Below are 20,377 nucleotides of genomic sequence, written 5' to 3' on the forward strand. Positions count from 1 at the left end.
CGTTCTATCCATGCAAGATTTTCAAATCCTCTGCAAAAATTGTATTACGTCCATTCATAAATATATCAGTCCGTTCAAAACAAATAAGTGTGCACTTGCCACAATAGACGGGGGGTGGGAGGTTATTTGTGATAATTTCCGCCCTTACTAACTAATTCAAATTTAAATATGAAAAGAACATTTTTGTTGCTGTGCAGTTTATTGTGCTTTGAGCTGGTTATTGGCCAGGACAAAGCAATCACAGGTACTGTTACGGATGCCGACGGCCTTCCGCTGCCTGGGGTCAACATTGTCGTCGAAGGGACCACCAACGGTACCCAAACAGATTTTGATGGTAACTATTCAATCAGTGCAGGTCAAGGTCAAACACTGCTTTTTACCTATATAGGGCAAAGGGCCACAAGTAGGCCGGTTGGTGCAGGGAATGTGATCAATGTCCAGATGGAAGAGGACACCCAGGCCCTTGAGGAGGTCGTTGTGACCGCCCTTGGTATCAAAAGGGAGAAGCAGGCTCTGGGATATGCCGTCGCCGAGGTAAGCTCCGAACAATTGGAGGAAAAGGCCGAAGGTGATCTTGGACGTGTCCTTATGGGCAAGGCCTCCGGGGTGAACATCACCCAGCAGAGCGGTCTTTCCGGATCGGGTACGAACATTATCATCCGGGGTTTCAACTCCTTTAGCCAAAGTAACCAGCCCTTGTTCATCGTGGACGGTGTTCCTTTCAACGGGGATACCAACCCATCAGGAAGACAAGGTAGCCGTAATGACTTCGTTAATGGTAACAATGGTTCCAGTAGGTTCTTGGACCTTGACCCGAACAGTATCGAGAGCGTGAACGTGTTGAAAGGTCTTGCTGCCTCCACACTATACGGATCCTTGGGTAGGAACGGTGTGATCTTGATCACCACCAAGGCCGGATCAGGAGGAGAAGGAGCGAAGAAGACCGAGATCACGGTGACCTCCTCCATGTTCTTCAACGAGATTGCCTCAACGCCAAAATATCAGAATGAATACGGTAACGGTTTCGACCAGGCCTTTGGATGGTTCTATAGTAATTGGGGACCTGCTTTTAGAAGGGAGGGAATAGCCGGTTGGGGGAACAGCAGTTCCTTCGATTCGAACGGAACACTGCCCCACCCATACTCCACTTCAACATCGGCCATCCAGGCGGCCTTTCCTGAATTTCAGGGAGCTCGTTATGAGTGGAGACCCTACAATAGCTTTCAGAATTTTTTCAAAAAGGGAACGGTCACCAATACCTCCATCAATGTTGCAGGGGCCTCCTCAGATGGCAAGGTATCCTACAATGCCAACTACGGGTATTTGAAGGATCAGGGTTTCACCCCCGGCAACAGTTTGAACAGGAACAACTTTGGTATCGGTGGTAGAGCCGTATTGAGCAACAAGTTCACCGTATCCGGTACACTTAACTATGCACGTACCAAGTTCATCTCCCCTCCCGTGGCATTGAGCCAGGGTAACGGTGCCACCGGTAGCGGTTCCTCCGTATTCGGTGATCTGTACTTTACGCCCCGTTCCGTAGACGTTCTTGGACTACCGTACCAGGATCCCATTACGGGAAGTAGCGTTTACTATCGCCAAGACAACTCCATCCAGCACCCCTTGTGGACCGTGAACAACTCCGGTACCCAGCAACAGACCAACAGGGTGTTCGGTAACATGGGGGTCCAATACGATATTAGCGAGAACCTGAACATCGTGTACAGGGTCGGTATCGATAACTATAGTGAGAACAATACCAACTACCAGAACAAAGGTGGTGTGAACAGTAACAGTAACGATATCAGGCTGCAGAGCGGTGTCTACGAGACCTGGAACAACACCAACACCATCTGGGACCACAACTTTGCGATCAACGGTGACTTTGATCTTACCGAGACCATTGGTAGTACGTTCAACGTCGGTTTCAACGGAAGAAGGGAAATCTTCAACCAGACCGGTGTATCCAGTGACGGCCAACAGGTGTTCGGGGTGCTTCGCCACTTCAACTTCTTGAACAACAATGAGATCCAGCTCACTTCCGAGCGTAACGTGATCGGTCTCTACGGACAGGCGGAATTCGACTATGACAACTTTGTCTTCGTCACCTTGGCCGCAAGGAACGACTGGGTATCCAACTTGACTACAGAAAATAGGGCATTGTTCTATCCCAGTGCGAGTCTCTCCTTTGTTCCGACCACGGCGTTTGACGGTCTGAAGAGCGAGGTGTTGAACTATCTGAAGATAAGGGCCGGTTACGGTACCTCCGCAGGTTTCCCAGATCAGAATTCCGATTCCTATCCTGTAGCTTCAAGATTACGATTGGATACCCAAGATTTCCAAGATGATACAGGTAGAAATATCGTGACCAACACAAGCCCTCTTACACTGGGTAATCCGAGCCTGAAACCAGAGCAGGTCTCGGAGATAGAGCTTGGTATTGAGTCAAGATGGTGGGACGGACGCATCACTTTGGATGCCTCCATTTATAATCGGACCACCACCGATCTTATCGTGAGCCAGCCTTTGGATCCGGCCTCTGGTTTTTACAGAACAACCACGAACATTGGCAAGATCCAAGGACAGGGATTGGAGATAGACCTTGGACTGAACCTTATTAGAAGTGATAGCGATGGGGTCAACTGGAGGTCCAATGTGAACTTCAGTGCTGCTGAGACAGAAGTCAAGGACCTAGGACAGGATACTGATTTAATTGTTTACTCGGCTTTTGGTAATTTAGGCAATGCAGCGATTGCAGGAGAGCCCTTGGGGGTCATCTATGGTAGCCGTGTGCTCAGGGACGATACCGGTAACTTGGTGATCAACTCTACTGGAGATTATGTTTTTGATTCACAAAATGGAGTAGTCGGTGACCCGAACCCGGATTTCATTGCCAACTTCAACAATACCTTCTCCTACAAGAACTTCAACTTTGGCTTCCAGTTCAACTGGACACAGGGTGGTGACATCTACTCCAGTACCATTGCCACACTTTTGGGTAGGGGCCTCATCGAAGAGACCGTTGACAGGGAGAATACTTTTGTCTTAAAAGGTGTTAAACAGAGTAATGGCGAGCCAAACGACATCCAGATAAACAACTCCGACTATTTCTTCAACAACATTCTTTTTGGCCCTGATGAGCTTCTGATTTATGATGCCACTCTACTTAGGTTACAGGAGGTTTCCCTGGGCTATTCGGTTCCCAAGAAGTTCTTGGACAGGACTCCTTTCGGAACATTGTCCTTCACGGTCTCCGGGTTCAACCTATGGTATGATGCCATAAACACCCCTGACGGTGCGAACTTGGATCCAAACACATCCGGTACAGGTGTCGGTAACGGGTTCGGGTTCGATTTCTTGAACGGGCCGAGCTCCAGAAGATATGGATTCAGTGTTAAAGCAACATTCTAAGATGAAAAAAATAGTTATAAAAATGAAAAACATAAGCACATATATAGCATCGATATTGTTTGTAGGATCATTGATGGTATCCTGTGAGTCCACGGAACTGGACCTTACACAGGATCCCAACTTTTTGAGTCCCGAACAGGCAAGCCCGGATTTCTTCCTGAACTCGATCCAGGAGGATTTTGCAAGACTGATAGAAGGAGACGCTGATAACGACCCAAATGACAATTTTGTTGGAGGGGGTAATGTAAGTGGGGATGGATTCTCAATATTGGGAAGCGAACTTACCCGTTTGATGCCGTTTGGTGCAAGAGATTATAGGGGAGGTTATCAGGACATCGATACGGACGATGAATGGGACAATGCATATAGGGGCATCCTTTTTGATATCCGTCTTATGACCCCGGTAGCTGAGGAATCTAGTTTGACACACCATTTGGGAATTGCCCAATTCATTGAGGCCTATACCCTTGTCACCTTGGTGGATTTCTTTGGGGACATCCCTTATTCTGAGGCCCTTCACGCACCTGAGATATTGAACCCGACGCTGGACAGTGGTGAGTCCGTGTACGCTGCGGCGCTATCACTATTGGACCAGGCAATTTCAAATTTTTCTTCTGACTCAGCTTCAGAGCCTCCTACAGATTATTTTTATGGAGGTGATTATGACAAATGGGTGAACGCTGCAAACACCTTGAAGCTCAAGATCTATGTGCAGACCCGTTTGGTGGATCCGTCAGCGGCCGCAAGTTTCAATGCCATCATCAACTCCGGAAACTATATCATGGACACGGCAGATGACTTTGATTGGTTCTGGCCGGGCACTAGTGCCTCCCAGCCCGATGTTAGACACCCACGTTTTGGTATCAATTATGCATCAGCAGGCGGTACCGATTATATATCTAATTGGTTAACAAACCTCATTGATACAAGTGGAGATCCCAGATTGAGATATTACTTCTATCGCCAGACCTTGGATGTTCCAAATCAAGATGGTTTCCCACCGGACGAGGAGCTGTTGACCTGTTCCTTGCAGACTCCACCGGCCCACTATGTAAGCGGAGGGTTCACCTTCTGCGCACTGCCCAATGGCTATTGGGGGAGGGACCATGGTGATGATGAGGGAACACCTCCAGACGGCCTCTTGAGAAGCACATTTGGGGTATATCCTGCTGGTGGTCGGTTTGATGATGACAGTTTCAGTGAAATAGCACAAAGTAACAATACAGATTCCTTCGGGGCAGGAGGTGTTGGTATCACCCCGATACTGGATGCCTTTATGGTGGACTTTTGGAGAGCGGAAATGGCCTTGGCAGCTAATCAGCCCGGTGCTGCGGCCACGCATCTAGAAAGTGCTTTGACCAAGCAGATTGCAAAAGTACGGTCCTTTGTTTCCAATGATGGTGGAGCCGACCTTTCCTTCGAGCCTACCTCCACCGATGTGACCGACTTTATCGATGCCACTGTGGCGGCCTTCAACGGGGCCTCTGGAGATGACCAATGGGATGTATTGGCCGAGCAGTACTTCGTGAGCCATTATGGAAACGGTATTGAGACCTACAACTTCTATAGGAGAACGGGGTACCCGACCACCTTGCAGCCCAACAGGGAGCCAGATCCGGGAGCGTTCATCCGTTCCATGTACTATCCCAACCAGGCTGTGACCAGTAATTCCAACATCACCCAAAAATCAGATCAGACGGTCCAGGTGTTCTGGGATACGAATCCAGCTAGTGGGTTCCCATTCTCTAACTAAAATTGGCACTGAACGTAAAAAATTAAAAACATGAAAAATTTGAAAAAACATATAACACTGCTTTTTTTCGTTTGCATTGCTTTTTCCTGTAGCGAAGAGAAGCTGATCGATGAGATATTTGATGATACCACTAGGGGGCTTGTCCTGAGAACGGTCGGTTCCGTAGGAGTTGAATTTGACATCAATAATCCTGACTCCGTTTGGGGGGTCACCCTTGAGGCCCAGGATGCAGAGGGTGGGTCTCTGCTTTCCGAGGTACGTGTGTACGCGGCCTATGTTGACACAGATATTCCCGATGGGGGAACCGATGTGACCACTCCCGAGGCGTTGATCATGACCGTTTCCGCTTCCAACTTTTCTCCAGGGCCCTTTGGGTACCCGAGAGGGGATGTTTCCATGACCTATGCGGAGGCCATCGCAGGAACAGGGATTGCTGATGCCGATATCGAGGGGGGCGATGTGTTCGCCATCCGTTTGGAAGGCGTGCTCACCGATGGTAGGGTATTCACCAACAACGCCAATGGTACTATTACCGGTGGATCTTTCTTTAGATCTCCATATGCCTATACCTCGGCGATAGTTTGTCCCCCGGTTCCCCCTACAGCTGGGACCTGGACAATCAATATGCAGGATTCCTACGGTGATGGCTGGCAGACCAGTGACACCACTGCGGGTGACCCCGTTACAGTGACCTTGGATGACGGTACCGTTATCGAGTTCGGGATGTGTTCTCCTTACGGACCATCTAGCTACACTTGTACCCCTGGTACAGATTCGGCCTCGACCACCATTGAAATTCCTGTAGGGACCACAACGGCCGACTGGTATTTCCCAGGTGATGCCTATGGAGAGATCTCCATGCAGATCTATACCCCCAATGGAAACTTGGTCGGTAGTGTGACCGCTGGTACAACCGCAGGACCAATCACCATAGATTTCTGTAGGCCTTAATGGTCTCAGTGATATACAGTGAAAATTGGGATATATTAAATAAGAAAGCCACCATATATTATTGGTGGCTTTTTTTCAAAGATTACACTCAAAATGTTTGTTTAACGATAGGGATTTTCCAAGGTTGAATCCGTACATATTGCTTATTTAATGGATGTAAATGTTGGTTCAGATATAATAATTCCAATTGGACTATGAGAAATATCAAACCACAAATGGTAAATACATGTTTAAATGGATTTAAAATGAATACCAATTTACAGTTGTCAGTTACTAGTACTTGTGTTGAAGGATTAGGTTACAAGAAATTGGGGTCATTGTACTTCTTGCTAATGGTGTCCTTGGTAATGATATATTCAATACACGGGCAGGAATTGAAGAAAAAGTGGAATACTGACTTGGGAGGAAGCATCCGATCTGCCTTTACACTAAAAGATTCAATTCTATATGGAGGAACAAATCAAGGAATGTTTTTTGCTATTGATGCTAGTTCAGGCAGCAAACTTTGGAGTTATAAATGTAAGGGTCTTATCTCATCATCACCAGCATTAACTGAAGATGGGGTTCTGTTCGAAGCAGGAAACAAAGTATATAAATTATCCTATCAAGGTAAAGTTAAATGGATGTTTGATCCTGGATTGAAGCCAAAAACTTTTATTTTGGGATCTAAACGATTTCAATATCAAATTGATCCTTTTGACTTTAAAAGGCCCGATATAGTGGTTAAGAAGGATTCGGTCTTTTTTGCAGCCCATAATGGAACTATCTATGTTTTGGATGTTGGCAATGGTATTCTCAAAGATTCAATATCAATTCCGAATGGGACTGCAATTCGAACAACACCTTTAATATGGAAGGACAAAATTATTTTTGGTGATTGGAATGGTACTGTGCACTGTTATCAATTGTCCGATATGACATTGGTTTGGAATGGAAAAACTTTTGACTATGAGAAGCCTTATGAGACATTTGGAGGTATTGTAGGTCATTTTGAGATTAACGATAGTATATTGTTTTTTGGTGCAAGAAATAATACAGTCAATGCTTTGGATGCGGACTCAGGAGGTATTTTGTGGAGCTTCATAGAGGAAGAAGGTGGTTGGATGTGGGGAGATCCTTTGATTTTAGAAAAGACATTATATATAGGGGGTTCAGACAATCATTCTCTATACTCATTTGATTTAGAAACAGGAGAACTCATATGGTGCTATAAGGGAAACAAGAACATCGTAGGAAAACCAATTCTCTATAATGGGGAAATGGCATTCACCGCCAGTAACGTATACAATCTAAATGAACCTGGGAGTTTGGTCTTTTTAGATTGGGAATCTGGAACTTTAGAGAGGCAGTTTGAGTTGGAAGAAGGTACTATAGCCACTCCCGTGCAATATTTGAACTCCATAATTTTATTTGGAGTCAACGGTAATCTGTTCAGCTTTGAGTTGAACTGAAAATATGATGAAACATCTCACATAATCAATTTTCCCTGTTTAAGTAATAAAAATGGGTTGGGATTAGTCCCCATTTTTCGGGTTCAGGTGTTAGTTTATTATAAAAATTAAATACAATGAAAAATAGCATATTGATTATTTCCATGATTATGGGTGTTATTGGGTTTTCACAAACTAAAAAAATATTGGATGAAAGAAAGTTTGCATACGATTTGTTGGAGCAAACGTATGTTGAGCTAGAAAATACAGTTGGAAAGCTTTCTGAGGAAGAATTGAATTATATTCCCAAAGATGGTGGTTGGAGTGCGTTGAATTGCCTGGAACACATATTTATTACCGAACCAGTACTTATATTAAAAGTAAAAAGGATGATTGCGGAGGGTAATTTGCAAACCGACAAAGATTTGTCCTTCAATGACTGGAAGGTGGTTACTCAAGTTACGGATAGGACCAGGAAGGTTGATACTGCAGAGCCATTTAGACCTAAACCGGAGAATGCCAAGAAAACCAAAGATGACTTCTTGGCTGCTATAAAATCGGATAGAGATGAACTCCTCAATATTCTTTATTCTTCGGAAGCAGATTTACGTCACTTGTTCGCACCTTACCTATATGGCGAAGCAGATGCTATCCAACAGGCGATTATTGTCGGAACACATTGTTATAGGCATACGATGCAGATTAATGAAATAATAGAGGAACTGTATCCAGAAGGAGAAGAGAATATCCAGAAGTAAAATAGGAGGTACTAATTATAGAATAATTAGCTGTTTACTACAGAGCGTTACAAAATGTTGTTCAAGTGCACTATTTCTGTCAAAGGATAAAGTTTGTTTAAACCGAAGAACAAACTAAAAAGCTAAATTAAATTTGAATAAAGATTAGCTCAAACTGTCCAGTTCCTAAGACAGAAGGATGAGTTTTGGAAAGTTAGTTACAGTTATCCAAATATTCTGAAATCCAGCTTTTAAAAAGTTTTTTATACCTATAGTTCCATTGAATCTTTTGGATGATTAAGGGTCGGGTCTCTTTTATCAAGGGAAAAGTATACAAGACAATTCTGCAACTGCCTGGACTCACAGAATACAATTTGAAGCTTAAGCGAAATTCATATCCAGAATTCTTGCATTTGGCTAAATATTCGATTTCTATGAGTTCCATGATCTGAATGACTATAAATTCCATATCGAATTCATGGGAAGATGCAAGGGAGAAGGAATCTCCTTGGGTTAGTTGCTTTTGGTCTTGTATGATTTTAAAATAAGGTCTTAAAACAAATTCTAATTTTTCTTGACTTGTTAGGAATTGCCAGCATACATATAGGGACAATTTTTTGTCAACTTCAAAACTAAGGGCCTTCATGTGTTTGATTTTTTATTCTAACAATTACCAACCCGTTTAGGGGACTTATTAGGGAGGAGGATTCCCAATTAAAACTGGAAGTTCTTTTGTTCTGTCTCTAGTATTCTAGGTAAAATTGAATTGGAAAAGAACACAATGTTTACCAGTCTAATATGATGTTAAGGATCTTTCTATATTGAAAATGTGCTAATAAATAACAGATATGAACATTTTTTGTCCCCATTACTATGGAAAGAATTGTTATAGACTTCTAGACTCAGCACTGGGTATAGGTTTGATTAATACACCGGACGTTGAGTTTTTAGAAAGAATTAACCTTTTAAAGCCTTATAAATATGAAAATGACACTTCAAATTCTAACTCTTTTTCTTCTATGCGTTGTTGTTTCTTGCAAACAGGCAGGTGACAAAAAAAAAGTTGCCAACAACAAGGTTTTGGCCTTGAATGATCAGATTTTAGGGACATGGGAAAATGTTTCCATGCAAATTCAGTTTTACACCAATGATTCTATTTTTAATGTTCCCAAGGGTGAATGGGAAAATATCTTAAAAATCAAACCCATTAAAACTACATATTTGAAAGATGGCTCCTATGAATCTAAATATTTTGATTTGAACGATTCCCTTTTATTTGCCATGAAGGGTAAATGGAAGATTCAATCTGACAGTTTATACTTAATCTCTACAGAAGGGACAAACGCCTACAAATTTGATGTCAGCGGTTCATTGGCAACTTTCACAGGTATACTGGATTGGGACGGAGATTCTTTGGCCCAGGAACTGTATAAAGGTGTTCAGAAAAGATTGGAATAATCTTTGACTCACCACTCAAATCTTGACGTATAATTATATTGTAAAGCAGAAAATTTGGACTAATGAATTATGCTTGATCGATGTCCCTTTGTAGCAAAGTGTTTTAGCATATGGATAAAAAAGTAATAATCGCAAGAGCTTACTTTGAAGCTTTTCATAATGGAAATCTTGATAAAGTATTTACCTATTTGGCGCGAGACTGTGCATTCCGTTACGGTAAACAGGAATTGGGGCTGGCTAGAGAAGAGTTCCTTTCGAACAAAGAGATGATTTCAAAATTAAAATTCGAGACCCATGGTTATTATTTGTCGAATGAAACGAACAACGTACTGATTGATTTTTCATTTACAACGCAGGATAGTATTGTGACAAGAGCTGTGGACATTATAGAATTTAACTCTGGGGGTAAAATTTCAAAAATAACAGTTATTCCAAATGGATGACTAAAGTTTCATATTGCTCTCTATTGGAAGCAGAATATTAGTGGTACGTTGCCTTAATAATTATGCGCATTTAATAAGATTTACATCTATACTTTTTATTTGATTGGAATTCTCTGACTTATTACCTAAATAGCGGTATCCTTTCGTTCAATGGACACAGTGACAGTAATCCCAACTCCAAAAATTCATACAGATATGTTAACTTTCACATAGAATTTCGGTTAACCATTGTATTTACTTCAATCGAGAAACCTAGTTTTAATAGGAGTTTTAGGGACTCTATCAAATTAACAATTTCAGTAAAAATGAAATCCTCGATATCTGCGAAGTTAGTGCCAATGAAGTTGTTTTGTATTCTAATTACGTTTTAAGCATTCGTTCAGGTATCTAATTGATTCATGCCTGGATTGATGAGGTCATTAAGATTAATCAAGAAATTTTGTTTCCAAAGATTTAAAACCTATTTTAGATAGTAGGGTTAGTTATATTGACCTATCCATAGCATCCAATTGGCTCAGGAACAATTTTGAATACTTAACATAAATACATTTTTGGCTGGACATAAGACTCACATCCCAATACCGGAAATATCAAAGTACGTAGAGGTCATCCATTACAATAAGGATTATCATCCTGAGCATGTCATGGACAAGTATTTGCCGGATGGCACCATGAATATTGTTTTTGAGCTTACAGGAAGTCCCAAATATATTTTTGATAATGCAACCAAAGAAGTCAAACAAGAATGTTCGGATGTTTGGTTTTCTGGGGTATTGAAGGACTATATCACCATAAGTTCTCACTCTGAGGAAATGATGGTTGTAGTATTTAAGCCAGGCGCTGGATATCCATTATTGCATACCCCCGCTTTCTTATTTACTGATAAAGTGGTGCCAGCTCAAGAAGTGTTTGGAGAAGCTGTTTTGAAACTTCATAAGAAACTCAAATTGCTTGATGGCCCAGAACAAAAGTTTGATGAAATAGAAAAATGGTTAAAAAACCGATTAAAGAAGGACGACTTATATACTGATATCATCCAGTTTGCCTTGGAACAGATAGAAAACTCCCCCACGGAAATGAGCATCGGTGAAATTACAGCAAAAACAGGCTATTCACCAAAGCAGTTTATCCAAATATTCAAAAAATATGTAGGTATTACTCCTAAGCAATTTCATAGAATAAAACGCTTCAACGAAATTCTTACCGCTGTGGAAAATGATGAAAAAATATCTTGGACCATCATAGCAGCTGATTGCGGTTATTATGACCAAGCCCATTTTATTAAGGATTTTCAATCTTTTTCTGGTTTAAATCCAAGTAGATACTTAAGCGATATTGGAGAATTTCCAAACTACTTTCCAGTAAAGTAAATTTTTTACAATTTTTTTTAAGAACGTTCAATTTCCTTTGTTTTCCAATAAAAATCAAACTTCATGGAAAATATGGTAATCAACCACTGGGCAGTTTTAACCTGCGCAGTGTTTAATCTAATTTGGGGGGCATTCTGGTATTCCCCAGTACTCTTCTACAAGGCGTGGAAAACCGAAAATAATTTAACAGATGATCAAATTAAAAGTGCAAGTCCGGCAAAGACTTATGGGGTAACTTTCGTTCTTGCATATCTTATTTCGTATAATATGGCTTTTTTTTTGGGAGATGCAGGTACAACATTCGAATGGGGCTTAACAGCGGGATTTTTGACCGGTTTTGGATGGGCCGCTGCAATATTTACAATTATTGCATTATTTGAACAAAGAAGCTGGAAATATATTTTAATAAATGGGGGGTATATTGTTATTTATTTTACGGTAATAGGTGGAATATTAGGTTTTTGGAGATAAAGGTGGGCTAAGAATTTTAATAAGAGAGTTCATATCCTTAATGAGTCGTGACCCTAAATAATTTATAGTATTCAAAAGAATTATATAGGCCGAGTTTAAACTAACAAATATTATGAGATAAGACTTCGGGAAAGTTCATGTTATCTCATTGAATGAAAGAACCTTCTCTCTCAATATGAGTGGGGACATATTTTTCAATAATGTATTCAGTAATTTCATCAAGTGTTTTACCTGTAATGGGGTGTAACCCAGGAGAGGTAAAGTATTCAATCTCTTCATCCCTGTTTTTAAAGTACCAAATTATTGGCTTGCCATCCTCTGTAAAAAAATTTGTGGACATTGTTACTTCAACTTTCTTGAAATTCTTCAATTTAACGGGGTCTAGGGGCTCTACCGCTGTACCAAATTTAGAGTAGGGTTTGGTAGTGCAAGAGACTTCAACATATATTGTATCGGCCCAGGTCATGCATTTTTCCCTTGTAATGGATTGGGTGTCATTTTTAAGGTTTGTTGAAGAGTTGCTGTTGTCACTTGGTATTTGATTTTTCAAAATCAAGGAAGTTGCTAAAATAGCAGCAAAAGAGATACTAATGGTTATGATTAGCTTCCGTCTGGAAGGCTTTGTACTTTCTTTTGTATTATCTGTTTCCTTGATATTCTTCGCCTCTTCAATAATTTTGGATATTGGTGGATTAATTGGTGATTCCGAAATATTTGAATTATTGGATTTTGAATACTCTTCGTAAGGTCGGGGATGAAAATCAATAAGCCAGCTTATCAAATTAATATTCTTGGTACTGGTCGTTTTGATTTTTCCTTTTAGGAATTTTTCAATTGATTTAAACTTTCCAATTCCATGGGTTTCTATTTCTCTTTGCTTATTATCATTACTCTTGAATTCAAAAAAACGATTAAGAATATAATCGTCATTCTTTTCATTTCTTCTTCCTAATAGATAAATACAAGCATCTCTTATTTGACTACATGTTGGCTTAGCGAGATAACCTCTCATTTCTCCCCCTTTTTCCCTTTTATATTTCTCTAAAACCGCTTCTTGGTAGCTTTTACTTGTTCTTGGTTCCATGGTTGGCTCGGAATTTCTGAAATTCTTCTGGAATTCTTGGGAATCATTGGAATTCTTGGAATCACCTATAAAGATAACCGTTAAGCACTAATAATTTTACATCCAAAGATGAATTCCGCTATGCTTTGCTAACATAGCTTTTCTAGAAGATTCATTTTTATGGGATTCTGTAATGCGGCTAGTATTTGGTCCGTTGGAAAGTAGCCAAGTCTGCCGCTTACAGTTTCCACTTTCCAAAAACAAAGGAGTACTCCAACACTCACGGGTGGCTGAAAAGCAAAACAAATCTGGGAAAATCCCGGACAGTCACCCCTTTGTTTAATGTAAAAATTTCATAAAAATGAAGAAAATTTTTTTGGCCTTGATAGCCGTTGTTTTGAATGTGTTTATGTTTTCTTGTACTACAGAAGACATAGCCGATACTGAGACCTTTTACCATACTGTGGCAACGGAGGGGGATGATGGGAACCCACCGCCCCCACCCCCACCACCACCTCCTGGTGACAAGTAGTAAGGATTATTTTCACTAATTTGAGCTATACTTTCGGGTATAGCTCTTTTTGGTTTTTATATAAATCTATTGTCCTTGAAAAAGTTTCTGATTTTAACTTTTATTGGTTTAAGCGTTTGCTGTACCCCTAGTGGCAAGAAACCTATTTCAAGAGCTGCCGATAATATTAAAGACAGTGTTTTACACTACTATTATCAATCCTTGGATAAGAATCTTTCCCTGGTACAAAAACAGCAAAAGATTGATAAGTCCTTTTTCCTTGCAAAAAATCACCTATATGATTCTATTTATAGTCAAATTTTGTATCAAAAAAACTCCCTTCACCTTGCTTCCCAAGAATATGATAGTTTGCAGATTTATAATAAACTCCTAATTAATCATGCTTTAAAAATAGGTGATGACCATATGCTGGCTTATCAATATTACTTGATGGGTTATTATTTTGCTGAGAGAGCCCATAATTCAGAAGAAGCATTTCAAAATTATACACTTTCAAAAGGTTACTTTGAGCAAATTGGTGATAGTAGTGGAGTAGGTAGGAATCTTTTAAATATGGGTACAATTCAAAAAGATTTCAACGATTTTTTTGGCAGCAAAGAAACCCTTACTGAGGCATTACAGTATTTAGTGCCTGAAAATGATACTGTGTACATTGCCCAATGTTATAATCTATTAGCCACAGATCATCGAAAACTTCTGAATTATGATGACGCGATTATATATTATTTAAAGGCAATCAATACCACTAATTCGATAGAAGATAGATTAATATACAAGAATAATTTGGCTGCTACCTATATTGATGATGCTCGCTATAGGCAAGCCGTTCATTTACTGGACAGTATTGCCACTGAATCCTTAATCATGAAAAACGGGTATGAATATGCCCGTGTATTGGACAATCTTGCATATGCTAGTTGGCTTTCGAGAAAGGAAAAAGCCGTAGATCCTTTTTTACAAGCTTTAGAAATACGTCAACAAAACAATGATAAGAGAGGACAAATTGCCAGCTATACCCATTTGGGTGAATTTTTTTCCAAGAATCAACATCAAAAAGCACAAGCATATTTTGATACTGTGATCAATCTGTCCAAAACCATAAAAATGCCACGGGCAGAAAAGGATGCATTAAAATTCTTGATGCATTTAGAGCCTACAAATTTTCAATTGCGTGATCGCTATGTTTTTTTGCAAGATAGTCTATATGAGCAAGAGCTGAAGGTGAAGACCCAATTTGCCAAGTATAAATATGATGATAAACTCAAGCAAGAATCCATTTTACGGCTGGAGAAGGAAAATGCGGAAAAAGAGTTGGAAGCAAGCAGACAACGTAACCAGAAAATCATTTATCTAGGAGGTTTCCTTTTTGTAATATCCGTTTTGGGCCTGTCTATATATAGTTTTGGACAACGAACCAAAAGGTTAAGGCAAAAAAACAAAACGGATAAATTAATGGCCACCCATGAAACGGAGGCCGAATTGTCCAGAAGATTGCACGATGGTTTTGGGGCAGGACTCAACCAAACCATGTTGATGGTGCAAAATGATATGGACAAATCAACATTGTTGGATACTTTGGAAGGCCTCTACAACCAGAGTAGGGACTTTTCTCGAGAAATCAATGAAGTAAACACTGGATCCAAATTTAGAGAAGAGTTTTTTGAAATGCTCCGGTTTAGGACACCGCTGAATGCAAAGCTGCTCATTACGGGAAGTAAGGAAATCAATTGGGCAGAGATTGCTCCATTGACCAAGACGGTACTTTACAAGGTGCTTCAGGAATTAATGATAAATATGGGTAAGCACAGTGAAGCGACTTTGATTACCATTTCATTACAAAAAGTAGATAAAATGCTGAAAGTAGACTATATCGATGATGGGGTTGGAGCTTCTGTTGAAGATTTGAATGCCAAAAATGGACTTCGAAATACAGAAAAGCGTATTCAAGCCTTGGGGGGAACCATTACATTTGATTCAGGAAAAGGTGATGGCTTTAGGGCCAACATCATCCTACCGAAGTAAAACAGTTGCCTACTATGTTCAAAAAAGTTTTGATTGCCGAAGATTTTCAAGATACCAATCAAGGTATTATGGATACGCTTCGCACTAAATTTAGCATCCCCATTGTTCAGGAAGAGTTGTATTGTGACAAAGCCTACAACCGTCTTAAATTGGCTCATGTCCAAGACGAACCATACGAATTATTGATTACCGATCTTTTATTTAAGAAAGACCATATGGATCGCAAACTTACCTCAGGTTTGGAACTCATAAGAGCTGCAAGGGAAATTCAGCCTGATTTAAAGGTTATCATCAATTCCATGGAAGACAATCCCGTAAAGGTGAATAACCTTTTTAAGGAGGAAAACATAAATGCTTACGTCTGTAAAGGTCGCCATGGCATGTTGGAATTGGTAAAGGCCATACAGGAAGTGTACCATAACCGTACTTTCGTTTCACCCCAGATTAGCCTGAACGTCTCCGACAATGTGTTTGAACTTGACGAGTTTGACCGTATTATTTTGAAAGACCTTGCCAATGGTCTCACCAAGAAAGAAATCTCGGAAAAGCTCAAACAGCAAAACATTACCCCAAATAGCGAAAGCACTATAGATAAAAAAGTAAGCAAGTTATTTGATGAGTTTGGGGCAAAAAATACACATCATTTGATAGCCAAACTGGTTAGGGAAGGTAAGATCTAAGCAGAGACCTTTCTTTTTTCAAACAAATTGTAATCCCTTACAGATTTCTGTAAGGGATTGTTTTTTAATGGGGTTAGGTTTGACATGTGATAATCTTAAAAAAAACAGTCATGGCAAAAACAGCTCCTTTTTACAGTATCAATTCCAATGTACACCACAATAATACTAGATGTACTGAAGGAAATAACATAGAACCAGAAAATAGAAGGTCCGGTACTGGAGGCAAACCATTGTGTAGTCATTGTGCTCGACTTTAGATAAAAATTGGAAAAACAGTCATAAAGAATTTTCCTTTTTCAGAATTAAGTTAACCATGGAACTCCAAAACCAACTCAAAACCCTGGCCGAAAAAGTGGTCAAGCTAAAAGGACAGATTGATACCGAGGAATCCACCAAACATGCCTTTGTGTTACCATTCATCAACCTTTTGGGGTACGACACATTCAATCCAACCGAAGTAGTGCCGGAGTTTACGGCCGATTTGGGCCTAAAAAAAGGGGAAAAGGTGGATTATGCCATTTTCCAGAATGGGGAGCCCATCATCATTATCGAATGTAAAAACTGGAAGGAAAAGCTCACGGCGCACAACTCCCAACTGTTTCGGTATTTCCACACCACCAAAACCCGGTTTGCACTCCTTACCAATGGTATAGAATATCAGTTTTATACGGACCTGGAAGCGGCCAATAAGATGGACGAAAAGCCCTTTTTGGAGTTCGATATTACCCAGTTAAAGGAAAACAGCATCAATGAGATTGCCAAGTTCCACAAATCCAATTTCAATATCGAGGAGATTGTGGACAATGCTAGCTCCCTCAAGTATACCAAGGAGATAAAGAAATTGATTGCAGAGGAATTGCAAGCTCCATCATATCATTTTGTCCGGCTGTTTGCTGGAGAAGTGTATTCTGGCCGGCTTACTGAAAAGGTGATGGGGGAATTCACTGATTTGGTAAGCAAGGCCTTTACCCAGACCATTAGTGAAAAGGTGAACGATCGATTAAATTCAGCTCTTAACAAAGAAGCCGAAAAACAGCAGGAAGAGCACAAAGAACCTGAAAAAATCAGTAAGGTGAACACTACGGAGGAAGAACTGGAAGGCTATCGGATTGTGGTGGCCATTTTGCGGAGAAAACTTCCTGTTGAGCGTATTGTACACAGGGATACCCAATCGTATTTCGGGATTTTGTTGGACGACAATAACCGAAAGCCCCTGTGTCGTCTCTATTTTAACGGGAGCAATAATTACTTGGGAATTTTTGGCGAGAAAAGAAAAGAAACTCGACACTTAATACAAGCTGTGGAAGAAATATACCAGTTTGAGGAAGAATTGCTAAAAAGCATTGATTATTATGAAGGCAACTAAAGCCATCTTAATACCATTATTCTATTTGGGTTTCACCAGTTTCTTTGCTCCCTCAAAATCTGACAACAATGTCTTCCTCTGCATGGGAAAAGGCAGCAAAAGATATCACTATATCAAAAACTGTCGGGGACTTTCCAACTGTTCTACCAAGATTTACGAAGTCACTTTAAAAAAAGCCAAGGAAATGGGTCGCACCCTTTGTGGTTGGGAAGACTAAAACTCTTGTTTTCTTCAATAAATCACAGATTTCACATCGAACGTACTGGAGATGTAACATGAATTCTATACAAATATCGGTTCTAGACTGAAATTGAACGAAAAAGTTTTATTACCACTTTTTATATTACGGAAATCTGTAAGGGATTGTGTTGTAATGGGTTTACGTTTGAAATGTAAATTATTAAAACCAATATTATGGCATTTCCAAAATTCGTTATCTCAAAAAGTAGAAACAATCAATTTTACTTTAATCTATTTGCCTCAAATGGTAAAGTGATTGCAACAAGTGAAATGTATGTTTCCAGGCAAGGTTGTGAAAATGGTATTTCAGCCGTTAAGCGTGATGCTCTGGTTGCCGGAGTGGAGGATACAACCTCATAGTTTTCGAAAGTTAGCTAATACATGGCCACCATTCTCTTGTTTACCGTCCTCATTTTAATTCTGGTCGATATCTTTTTGGCCTATGAGGTCCCAACACATGTAGCTTACATCTTGTTGACCGTCATTATTGTGCTGACACTGGATGGTGGCCCGGTGCATAAGATACTTCTCGGGGGATTACTTTGGTTTGGATTTTTGGTATTTCATTACCTCGTTTGGAGAAGGCTTATTGAAAAGATTCATGATAAGATAATTGCACCACAAAGACATACAGGAGGTATAGAAGGTTTGATTGGAAAAAGTGGGATTGTAAAAGAAATAGGAGGGACAAAATTCATTCTTGTCAATGAAGAACTCTATGAATTTGAGAACACTGGAAATAAGGACATCATTACAGGAAATACTTATAAAATAGTAAATACATCATCAAACAAGCTAATCATTTAAAAACATTGTTATGGCTATCATTTATACCGTACCGCAGAACCATGTAGTGCTCATTAAACGTTTTGGAAAGCATTCAAGAATACAAAAAGAAGGTATCCGATTTAAGGTTCCTCTCATAGACGAAATCAAATATGTATACAACTGGAAAGGTGTTGCCAACAAAGGAGGACGTTTTATCGAGCTATCAGAGCAGCAGAGCGATACACCACCGAGGCAATGTCAGACCCTTGATAATGTTACCATGGAGGCCAATGCATCTATTTATTGGCGAATCCTAGATCCTGTGAAGGCAGTGTATGATATTGACATTTTGCCTAAATCCATCACAGACATTGCTCTAAATGCTTTACGGGCCAATATTGGAAAATTGAAGTTGGATGAGGTGCTGTCAGAAAGGCAAAACCTCAATCAAAAAATTGCGGCTGAACTCATTGAAGTAGCATCAAAATGGGGAGTTACGTTTACCAGGGTAGAGATTCAAGAAATCAAATATTCCAAAGACACGGCCGATGCCATGATGCAGGAAATGACGGCAGAAAGAAAAAAACGCGCTCTGATTGCAGAAGCAGAGGGCATGGCCAAATCTGAGCTGACCAGGGCTAAGGCAGATGCGGAAGCAAATTTGATAAGGGCCAACGCCCAAGCTGAGGCACTCAAGATTATCGCAGAGGCAGAAGGTAATTATATTCTTAAGCTCAGAGAGCAGACCAGCGAAGAAGCCGCAAGTAAAATTATCCTCTCGCAGAAATATTTAGATGGGATGAAAATCATTACACAGAATCCCAGTAACAAGGTTTTTTTGCCTGATGGATTCATAGGAAGATATGAAATAAACTAGATCGTCCATGAGCAAAGGATTTTTTGACTATTTCGTATCTGTAATCTCGGCTTGTTGTGCCTTGCTTCTGTTCATAGCAGTTTTAAAAGCTTCCCGAGAATATTATTGGCTGCTACGTACGGTGATTTTCATTGGGGCATTATTGGTTATTATCAAAAACAGTAATCATTTATATTGGGGGCTCTTGTTTGGATTGGTAGCCATACTCTTCAATCCCATATTTCCCATATTTCTCTACAAAAAAATGTATTGGGTTCCCCTGGATATTTTGACTGGAATGTTGTTTCTCATAGAGGTCATCATCAACCGTCCCAAAAAAGTAAAACCTGTACCTACTACTAAAAAGAAGGTGAAGAAATACGAACGAGACCGAATGTACTAACCAAAACTATATTAAAGTATGCAAGAAATTACCATAACTGCAGAATTGAAAAGTCATTTTTTAAGGTTATATCAAATCGCCCTTTCTGATGACAATTTTGATGTACTTGAAATGCAAATGTTATATGAATTTGCCAAAGATAGAGGGGTCTCAAAAGAACAGTTAAACAATCTACTATTGAGTCCCACAAATCAATCTGCCATACCTGAAACCCAGGAAAAGAGAGTTGAATATTTATATGACCTCGCCGTAATGATTTGGGCAGATGGGAAAGTTACTGAGGATGAGTACAATACCTTGAAAAAGTACTGTAAAAAATTTGAATTTCTTGAGGATAACATTGTTCAAATAGTAGACTTCCTTTTGGAGAGTGCAAAAAACAAAAAGGGGAAGGAAGAGATTCTAAAAAACCTTAACACCTAA

Annotated in this window: 20 protein-coding genes; 18 read left to right on the forward strand and 2 right to left on the reverse strand. The window is 40.0% G+C overall.

Annotation, left to right across the window (positions count from 1 at the left end; translation table 11 throughout):
• Positions 1-168: 168 nt before the first annotated feature.
• From J0X14_RS04435 to J0X14_RS04455, 5 genes are all read left to right on the forward strand, one after another.
• On the forward strand, positions 169-3,411 hold the full coding sequence (locus J0X14_RS04435) for a SusC/RagA family TonB-linked outer membrane protein (protein ID WP_207096537.1): 3,243 nt from the start codon (positions 169-171) through the stop codon (positions 3,409-3,411).
• A gap of 22 nt (positions 3,412-3,433) precedes the next feature.
• The gene (locus J0X14_RS04440; protein ID WP_207096538.1) at positions 3,434-5,164 is read left to right on the forward strand and encodes a SusD/RagB family nutrient-binding outer membrane lipoprotein; all 1,731 of its coding nucleotides are present in this window, start codon (positions 3,434-3,436) and stop codon (positions 5,162-5,164) included.
• A gap of 30 nt (positions 5,165-5,194) precedes the next feature.
• Complete coding sequence (locus J0X14_RS04445) at positions 5,195-6,115, forward strand: hypothetical protein (RefSeq protein WP_207096539.1); 921 nt, start codon at positions 5,195-5,197, stop codon at positions 6,113-6,115.
• 347 nt (positions 6,116-6,462) lie between these two features.
• Positions 6,463-7,566 carry a PQQ-binding-like beta-propeller repeat protein gene (locus tag J0X14_RS04450; protein WP_207096540.1) on the forward strand — a complete coding sequence of 368 codons (1,104 nt, stop codon included), beginning with the start codon at positions 6,463-6,465 and terminating at the stop codon, positions 7,564-7,566.
• Positions 7,567-7,682: 116 nt separating this feature from the next.
• A complete protein-coding gene (locus J0X14_RS04455) occupies positions 7,683-8,303 on the forward strand; it encodes a DinB family protein (protein ID WP_207096541.1) in 621 nt (206 codons plus the stop codon).
• 193 nt (positions 8,304-8,496) lie between these two features.
• On the opposite strand, the gene J0X14_RS04460 is transcribed toward J0X14_RS04455, so the two are convergent.
• Positions 8,497-8,928 (reverse strand): hypothetical protein, encoded by a 432-nt coding sequence (locus tag J0X14_RS04460; protein WP_207096542.1) that lies wholly within the window; start codon positions 8,926-8,928, stop codon positions 8,497-8,499.
• A 335-nt stretch (positions 8,929-9,263) separates the two neighbouring features.
• Between J0X14_RS04460 and J0X14_RS04465 the strand changes: the two genes are divergently transcribed.
• From J0X14_RS04465 to J0X14_RS04480, 4 genes are all read left to right on the forward strand, one after another.
• On the forward strand, positions 9,264-9,740 hold the full coding sequence (locus J0X14_RS04465; protein ID WP_207096543.1) for a hypothetical protein: 477 nt from the start codon (positions 9,264-9,266) through the stop codon (positions 9,738-9,740).
• 110 nt (positions 9,741-9,850) lie between these two features.
• Complete coding sequence (locus tag J0X14_RS04470) at positions 9,851-10,183, forward strand: nuclear transport factor 2 family protein (RefSeq protein WP_207096544.1); 333 nt, start codon at positions 9,851-9,853, stop codon at positions 10,181-10,183.
• Positions 10,184-10,734: 551 nt separating this feature from the next.
• Positions 10,735-11,553: an AraC family transcriptional regulator gene (locus J0X14_RS04475; protein WP_317194418.1), complete on the forward strand. Its 819-nt coding sequence runs from the start codon at positions 10,735-10,737 to the stop codon at positions 11,551-11,553.
• A 63-nt stretch (positions 11,554-11,616) separates the two neighbouring features.
• Positions 11,617-12,024: a DUF1761 domain-containing protein gene (locus tag J0X14_RS04480; RefSeq protein WP_207096546.1), complete on the forward strand. Its 408-nt coding sequence runs from the start codon at positions 11,617-11,619 to the stop codon at positions 12,022-12,024.
• Positions 12,025-12,169: 145 nt separating this feature from the next.
• On the opposite strand, the gene J0X14_RS04485 is transcribed toward J0X14_RS04480, so the two are convergent.
• The gene (locus J0X14_RS04485) at positions 12,170-13,108 is read right to left on the reverse strand and encodes a hypothetical protein (protein WP_207096547.1); all 939 of its coding nucleotides are present in this window, start codon (positions 13,106-13,108) and stop codon (positions 12,170-12,172) included.
• A 340-nt stretch (positions 13,109-13,448) separates the two neighbouring features.
• On the opposite strand from J0X14_RS04485, the gene J0X14_RS04490 reads away from it, so the two are divergent.
• From J0X14_RS04490 to J0X14_RS04530, 9 genes are all read left to right on the forward strand, one after another.
• Positions 13,449-13,619 carry a hypothetical protein gene (locus tag J0X14_RS04490; RefSeq protein WP_207096548.1) on the forward strand — a complete coding sequence of 57 codons (171 nt, stop codon included), beginning with the start codon at positions 13,449-13,451 and terminating at the stop codon, positions 13,617-13,619.
• A gap of 75 nt (positions 13,620-13,694) precedes the next feature.
• Positions 13,695-15,641 (forward strand): tetratricopeptide repeat-containing sensor histidine kinase, encoded by a 1,947-nt coding sequence (locus J0X14_RS04495; protein ID WP_207096549.1) that lies wholly within the window; start codon positions 13,695-13,697, stop codon positions 15,639-15,641.
• Between the two features lie 14 nt (positions 15,642-15,655).
• Positions 15,656-16,321 (forward strand): DNA-binding response regulator, encoded by a 666-nt coding sequence (locus J0X14_RS04500; protein WP_207096550.1) that lies wholly within the window; start codon positions 15,656-15,658, stop codon positions 16,319-16,321.
• 313 nt (positions 16,322-16,634) lie between these two features.
• Positions 16,635-17,687, forward strand: coding sequence for a type I restriction endonuclease (locus tag J0X14_RS04505; RefSeq protein WP_207096551.1), 1,053 nt, complete (start codon positions 16,635-16,637; stop codon positions 17,685-17,687).
• A gap of 414 nt (positions 17,688-18,101) precedes the next feature.
• Positions 18,102-18,287, forward strand: a complete 186-nt coding sequence (locus J0X14_RS04510) for a YegP family protein (RefSeq protein WP_207096552.1) — start codon at positions 18,102-18,104, stop codon at positions 18,285-18,287.
• Positions 18,288-18,308: 21 nt separating this feature from the next.
• Positions 18,309-18,734 carry a hypothetical protein gene (locus tag J0X14_RS04515; protein ID WP_207096553.1) on the forward strand — a complete coding sequence of 142 codons (426 nt, stop codon included), beginning with the start codon at positions 18,309-18,311 and terminating at the stop codon, positions 18,732-18,734.
• Positions 18,735-18,744: 10 nt separating this feature from the next.
• Positions 18,745-19,572, forward strand: coding sequence for an SPFH domain-containing protein (locus J0X14_RS04520; protein WP_207096554.1), 828 nt, complete (start codon positions 18,745-18,747; stop codon positions 19,570-19,572).
• A gap of 7 nt (positions 19,573-19,579) precedes the next feature.
• Complete coding sequence (locus J0X14_RS04525; protein WP_207096555.1) at positions 19,580-19,954, forward strand: DUF6804 family protein; 375 nt, start codon at positions 19,580-19,582, stop codon at positions 19,952-19,954.
• A gap of 18 nt (positions 19,955-19,972) precedes the next feature.
• Positions 19,973-20,377 (forward strand): hypothetical protein, encoded by a 405-nt coding sequence (locus J0X14_RS04530; RefSeq protein ID WP_207096556.1) that lies wholly within the window; start codon positions 19,973-19,975, stop codon positions 20,375-20,377.

This window comes from Allomuricauda sp. CAU 1633 (assembly GCF_017313225.1).
GTDB lineage: Bacteria > Bacteroidota > Bacteroidia > Flavobacteriales > Flavobacteriaceae > Flagellimonas.

Excerpts from the sequence above, each read along its gene's own strand:
- J0X14_RS04460 (WP_207096542.1), bottom strand. The coding sequence starts at position 8,928 with ATGAAGGCCCTTAGTTTTGAAGTTGACAAAAAATTGTCCCTATATGTA.
- J0X14_RS04455 (WP_207096541.1), top strand. The coding sequence starts at position 7,683 with ATGAAAAATAGCATATTGATTATTTCCATGATTATGGGTGTTATTGGG.
- J0X14_RS04510 (WP_207096552.1), top strand. The coding sequence starts at position 18,102 with ATGGCATTTCCAAAATTCGTTATCTCAAAAAGTAGAAACAATCAATTT.
- J0X14_RS04515 (WP_207096553.1), top strand. The coding sequence starts at position 18,309 with ATGGCCACCATTCTCTTGTTTACCGTCCTCATTTTAATTCTGGTCGAT.
- J0X14_RS04450 (WP_207096540.1), top strand. The coding sequence starts at position 6,463 with ATGATATATTCAATACACGGGCAGGAATTGAAGAAAAAGTGGAATACT.
- J0X14_RS04440 (WP_207096538.1), top strand. The coding sequence starts at position 3,434 with ATGAAAAACATAAGCACATATATAGCATCGATATTGTTTGTAGGATCA.
- J0X14_RS04500 (WP_207096550.1), top strand. The coding sequence starts at position 15,656 with ATGTTCAAAAAAGTTTTGATTGCCGAAGATTTTCAAGATACCAATCAA.
- J0X14_RS04445 (WP_207096539.1), top strand. The coding sequence starts at position 5,195 with ATGAAAAATTTGAAAAAACATATAACACTGCTTTTTTTCGTTTGCATT.
- J0X14_RS04485 (WP_207096547.1), bottom strand. The coding sequence starts at position 13,108 with ATGGAACCAAGAACAAGTAAAAGCTACCAAGAAGCGGTTTTAGAGAAA.
- J0X14_RS04470 (WP_207096544.1), top strand. The coding sequence starts at position 9,851 with ATGGATAAAAAAGTAATAATCGCAAGAGCTTACTTTGAAGCTTTTCAT.
- J0X14_RS04490 (WP_207096548.1), top strand. The coding sequence starts at position 13,449 with ATGAAGAAAATTTTTTTGGCCTTGATAGCCGTTGTTTTGAATGTGTTT.
- J0X14_RS04530 (WP_207096556.1), top strand. The coding sequence starts at position 19,973 with ATGCAAGAAATTACCATAACTGCAGAATTGAAAAGTCATTTTTTAAGG.
- J0X14_RS04480 (WP_207096546.1), top strand. The coding sequence starts at position 11,617 with ATGGAAAATATGGTAATCAACCACTGGGCAGTTTTAACCTGCGCAGTG.
- J0X14_RS04505 (WP_207096551.1), top strand. The coding sequence starts at position 16,635 with ATGGAACTCCAAAACCAACTCAAAACCCTGGCCGAAAAAGTGGTCAAG.
- J0X14_RS04435 (WP_207096537.1), top strand. The coding sequence starts at position 169 with ATGAAAAGAACATTTTTGTTGCTGTGCAGTTTATTGTGCTTTGAGCTG.
- J0X14_RS04525 (WP_207096555.1), top strand. The coding sequence starts at position 19,580 with ATGAGCAAAGGATTTTTTGACTATTTCGTATCTGTAATCTCGGCTTGT.
- J0X14_RS04465 (WP_207096543.1), top strand. The coding sequence starts at position 9,264 with ATGAAAATGACACTTCAAATTCTAACTCTTTTTCTTCTATGCGTTGTT.
- J0X14_RS04520 (WP_207096554.1), top strand. The coding sequence starts at position 18,745 with ATGGCTATCATTTATACCGTACCGCAGAACCATGTAGTGCTCATTAAA.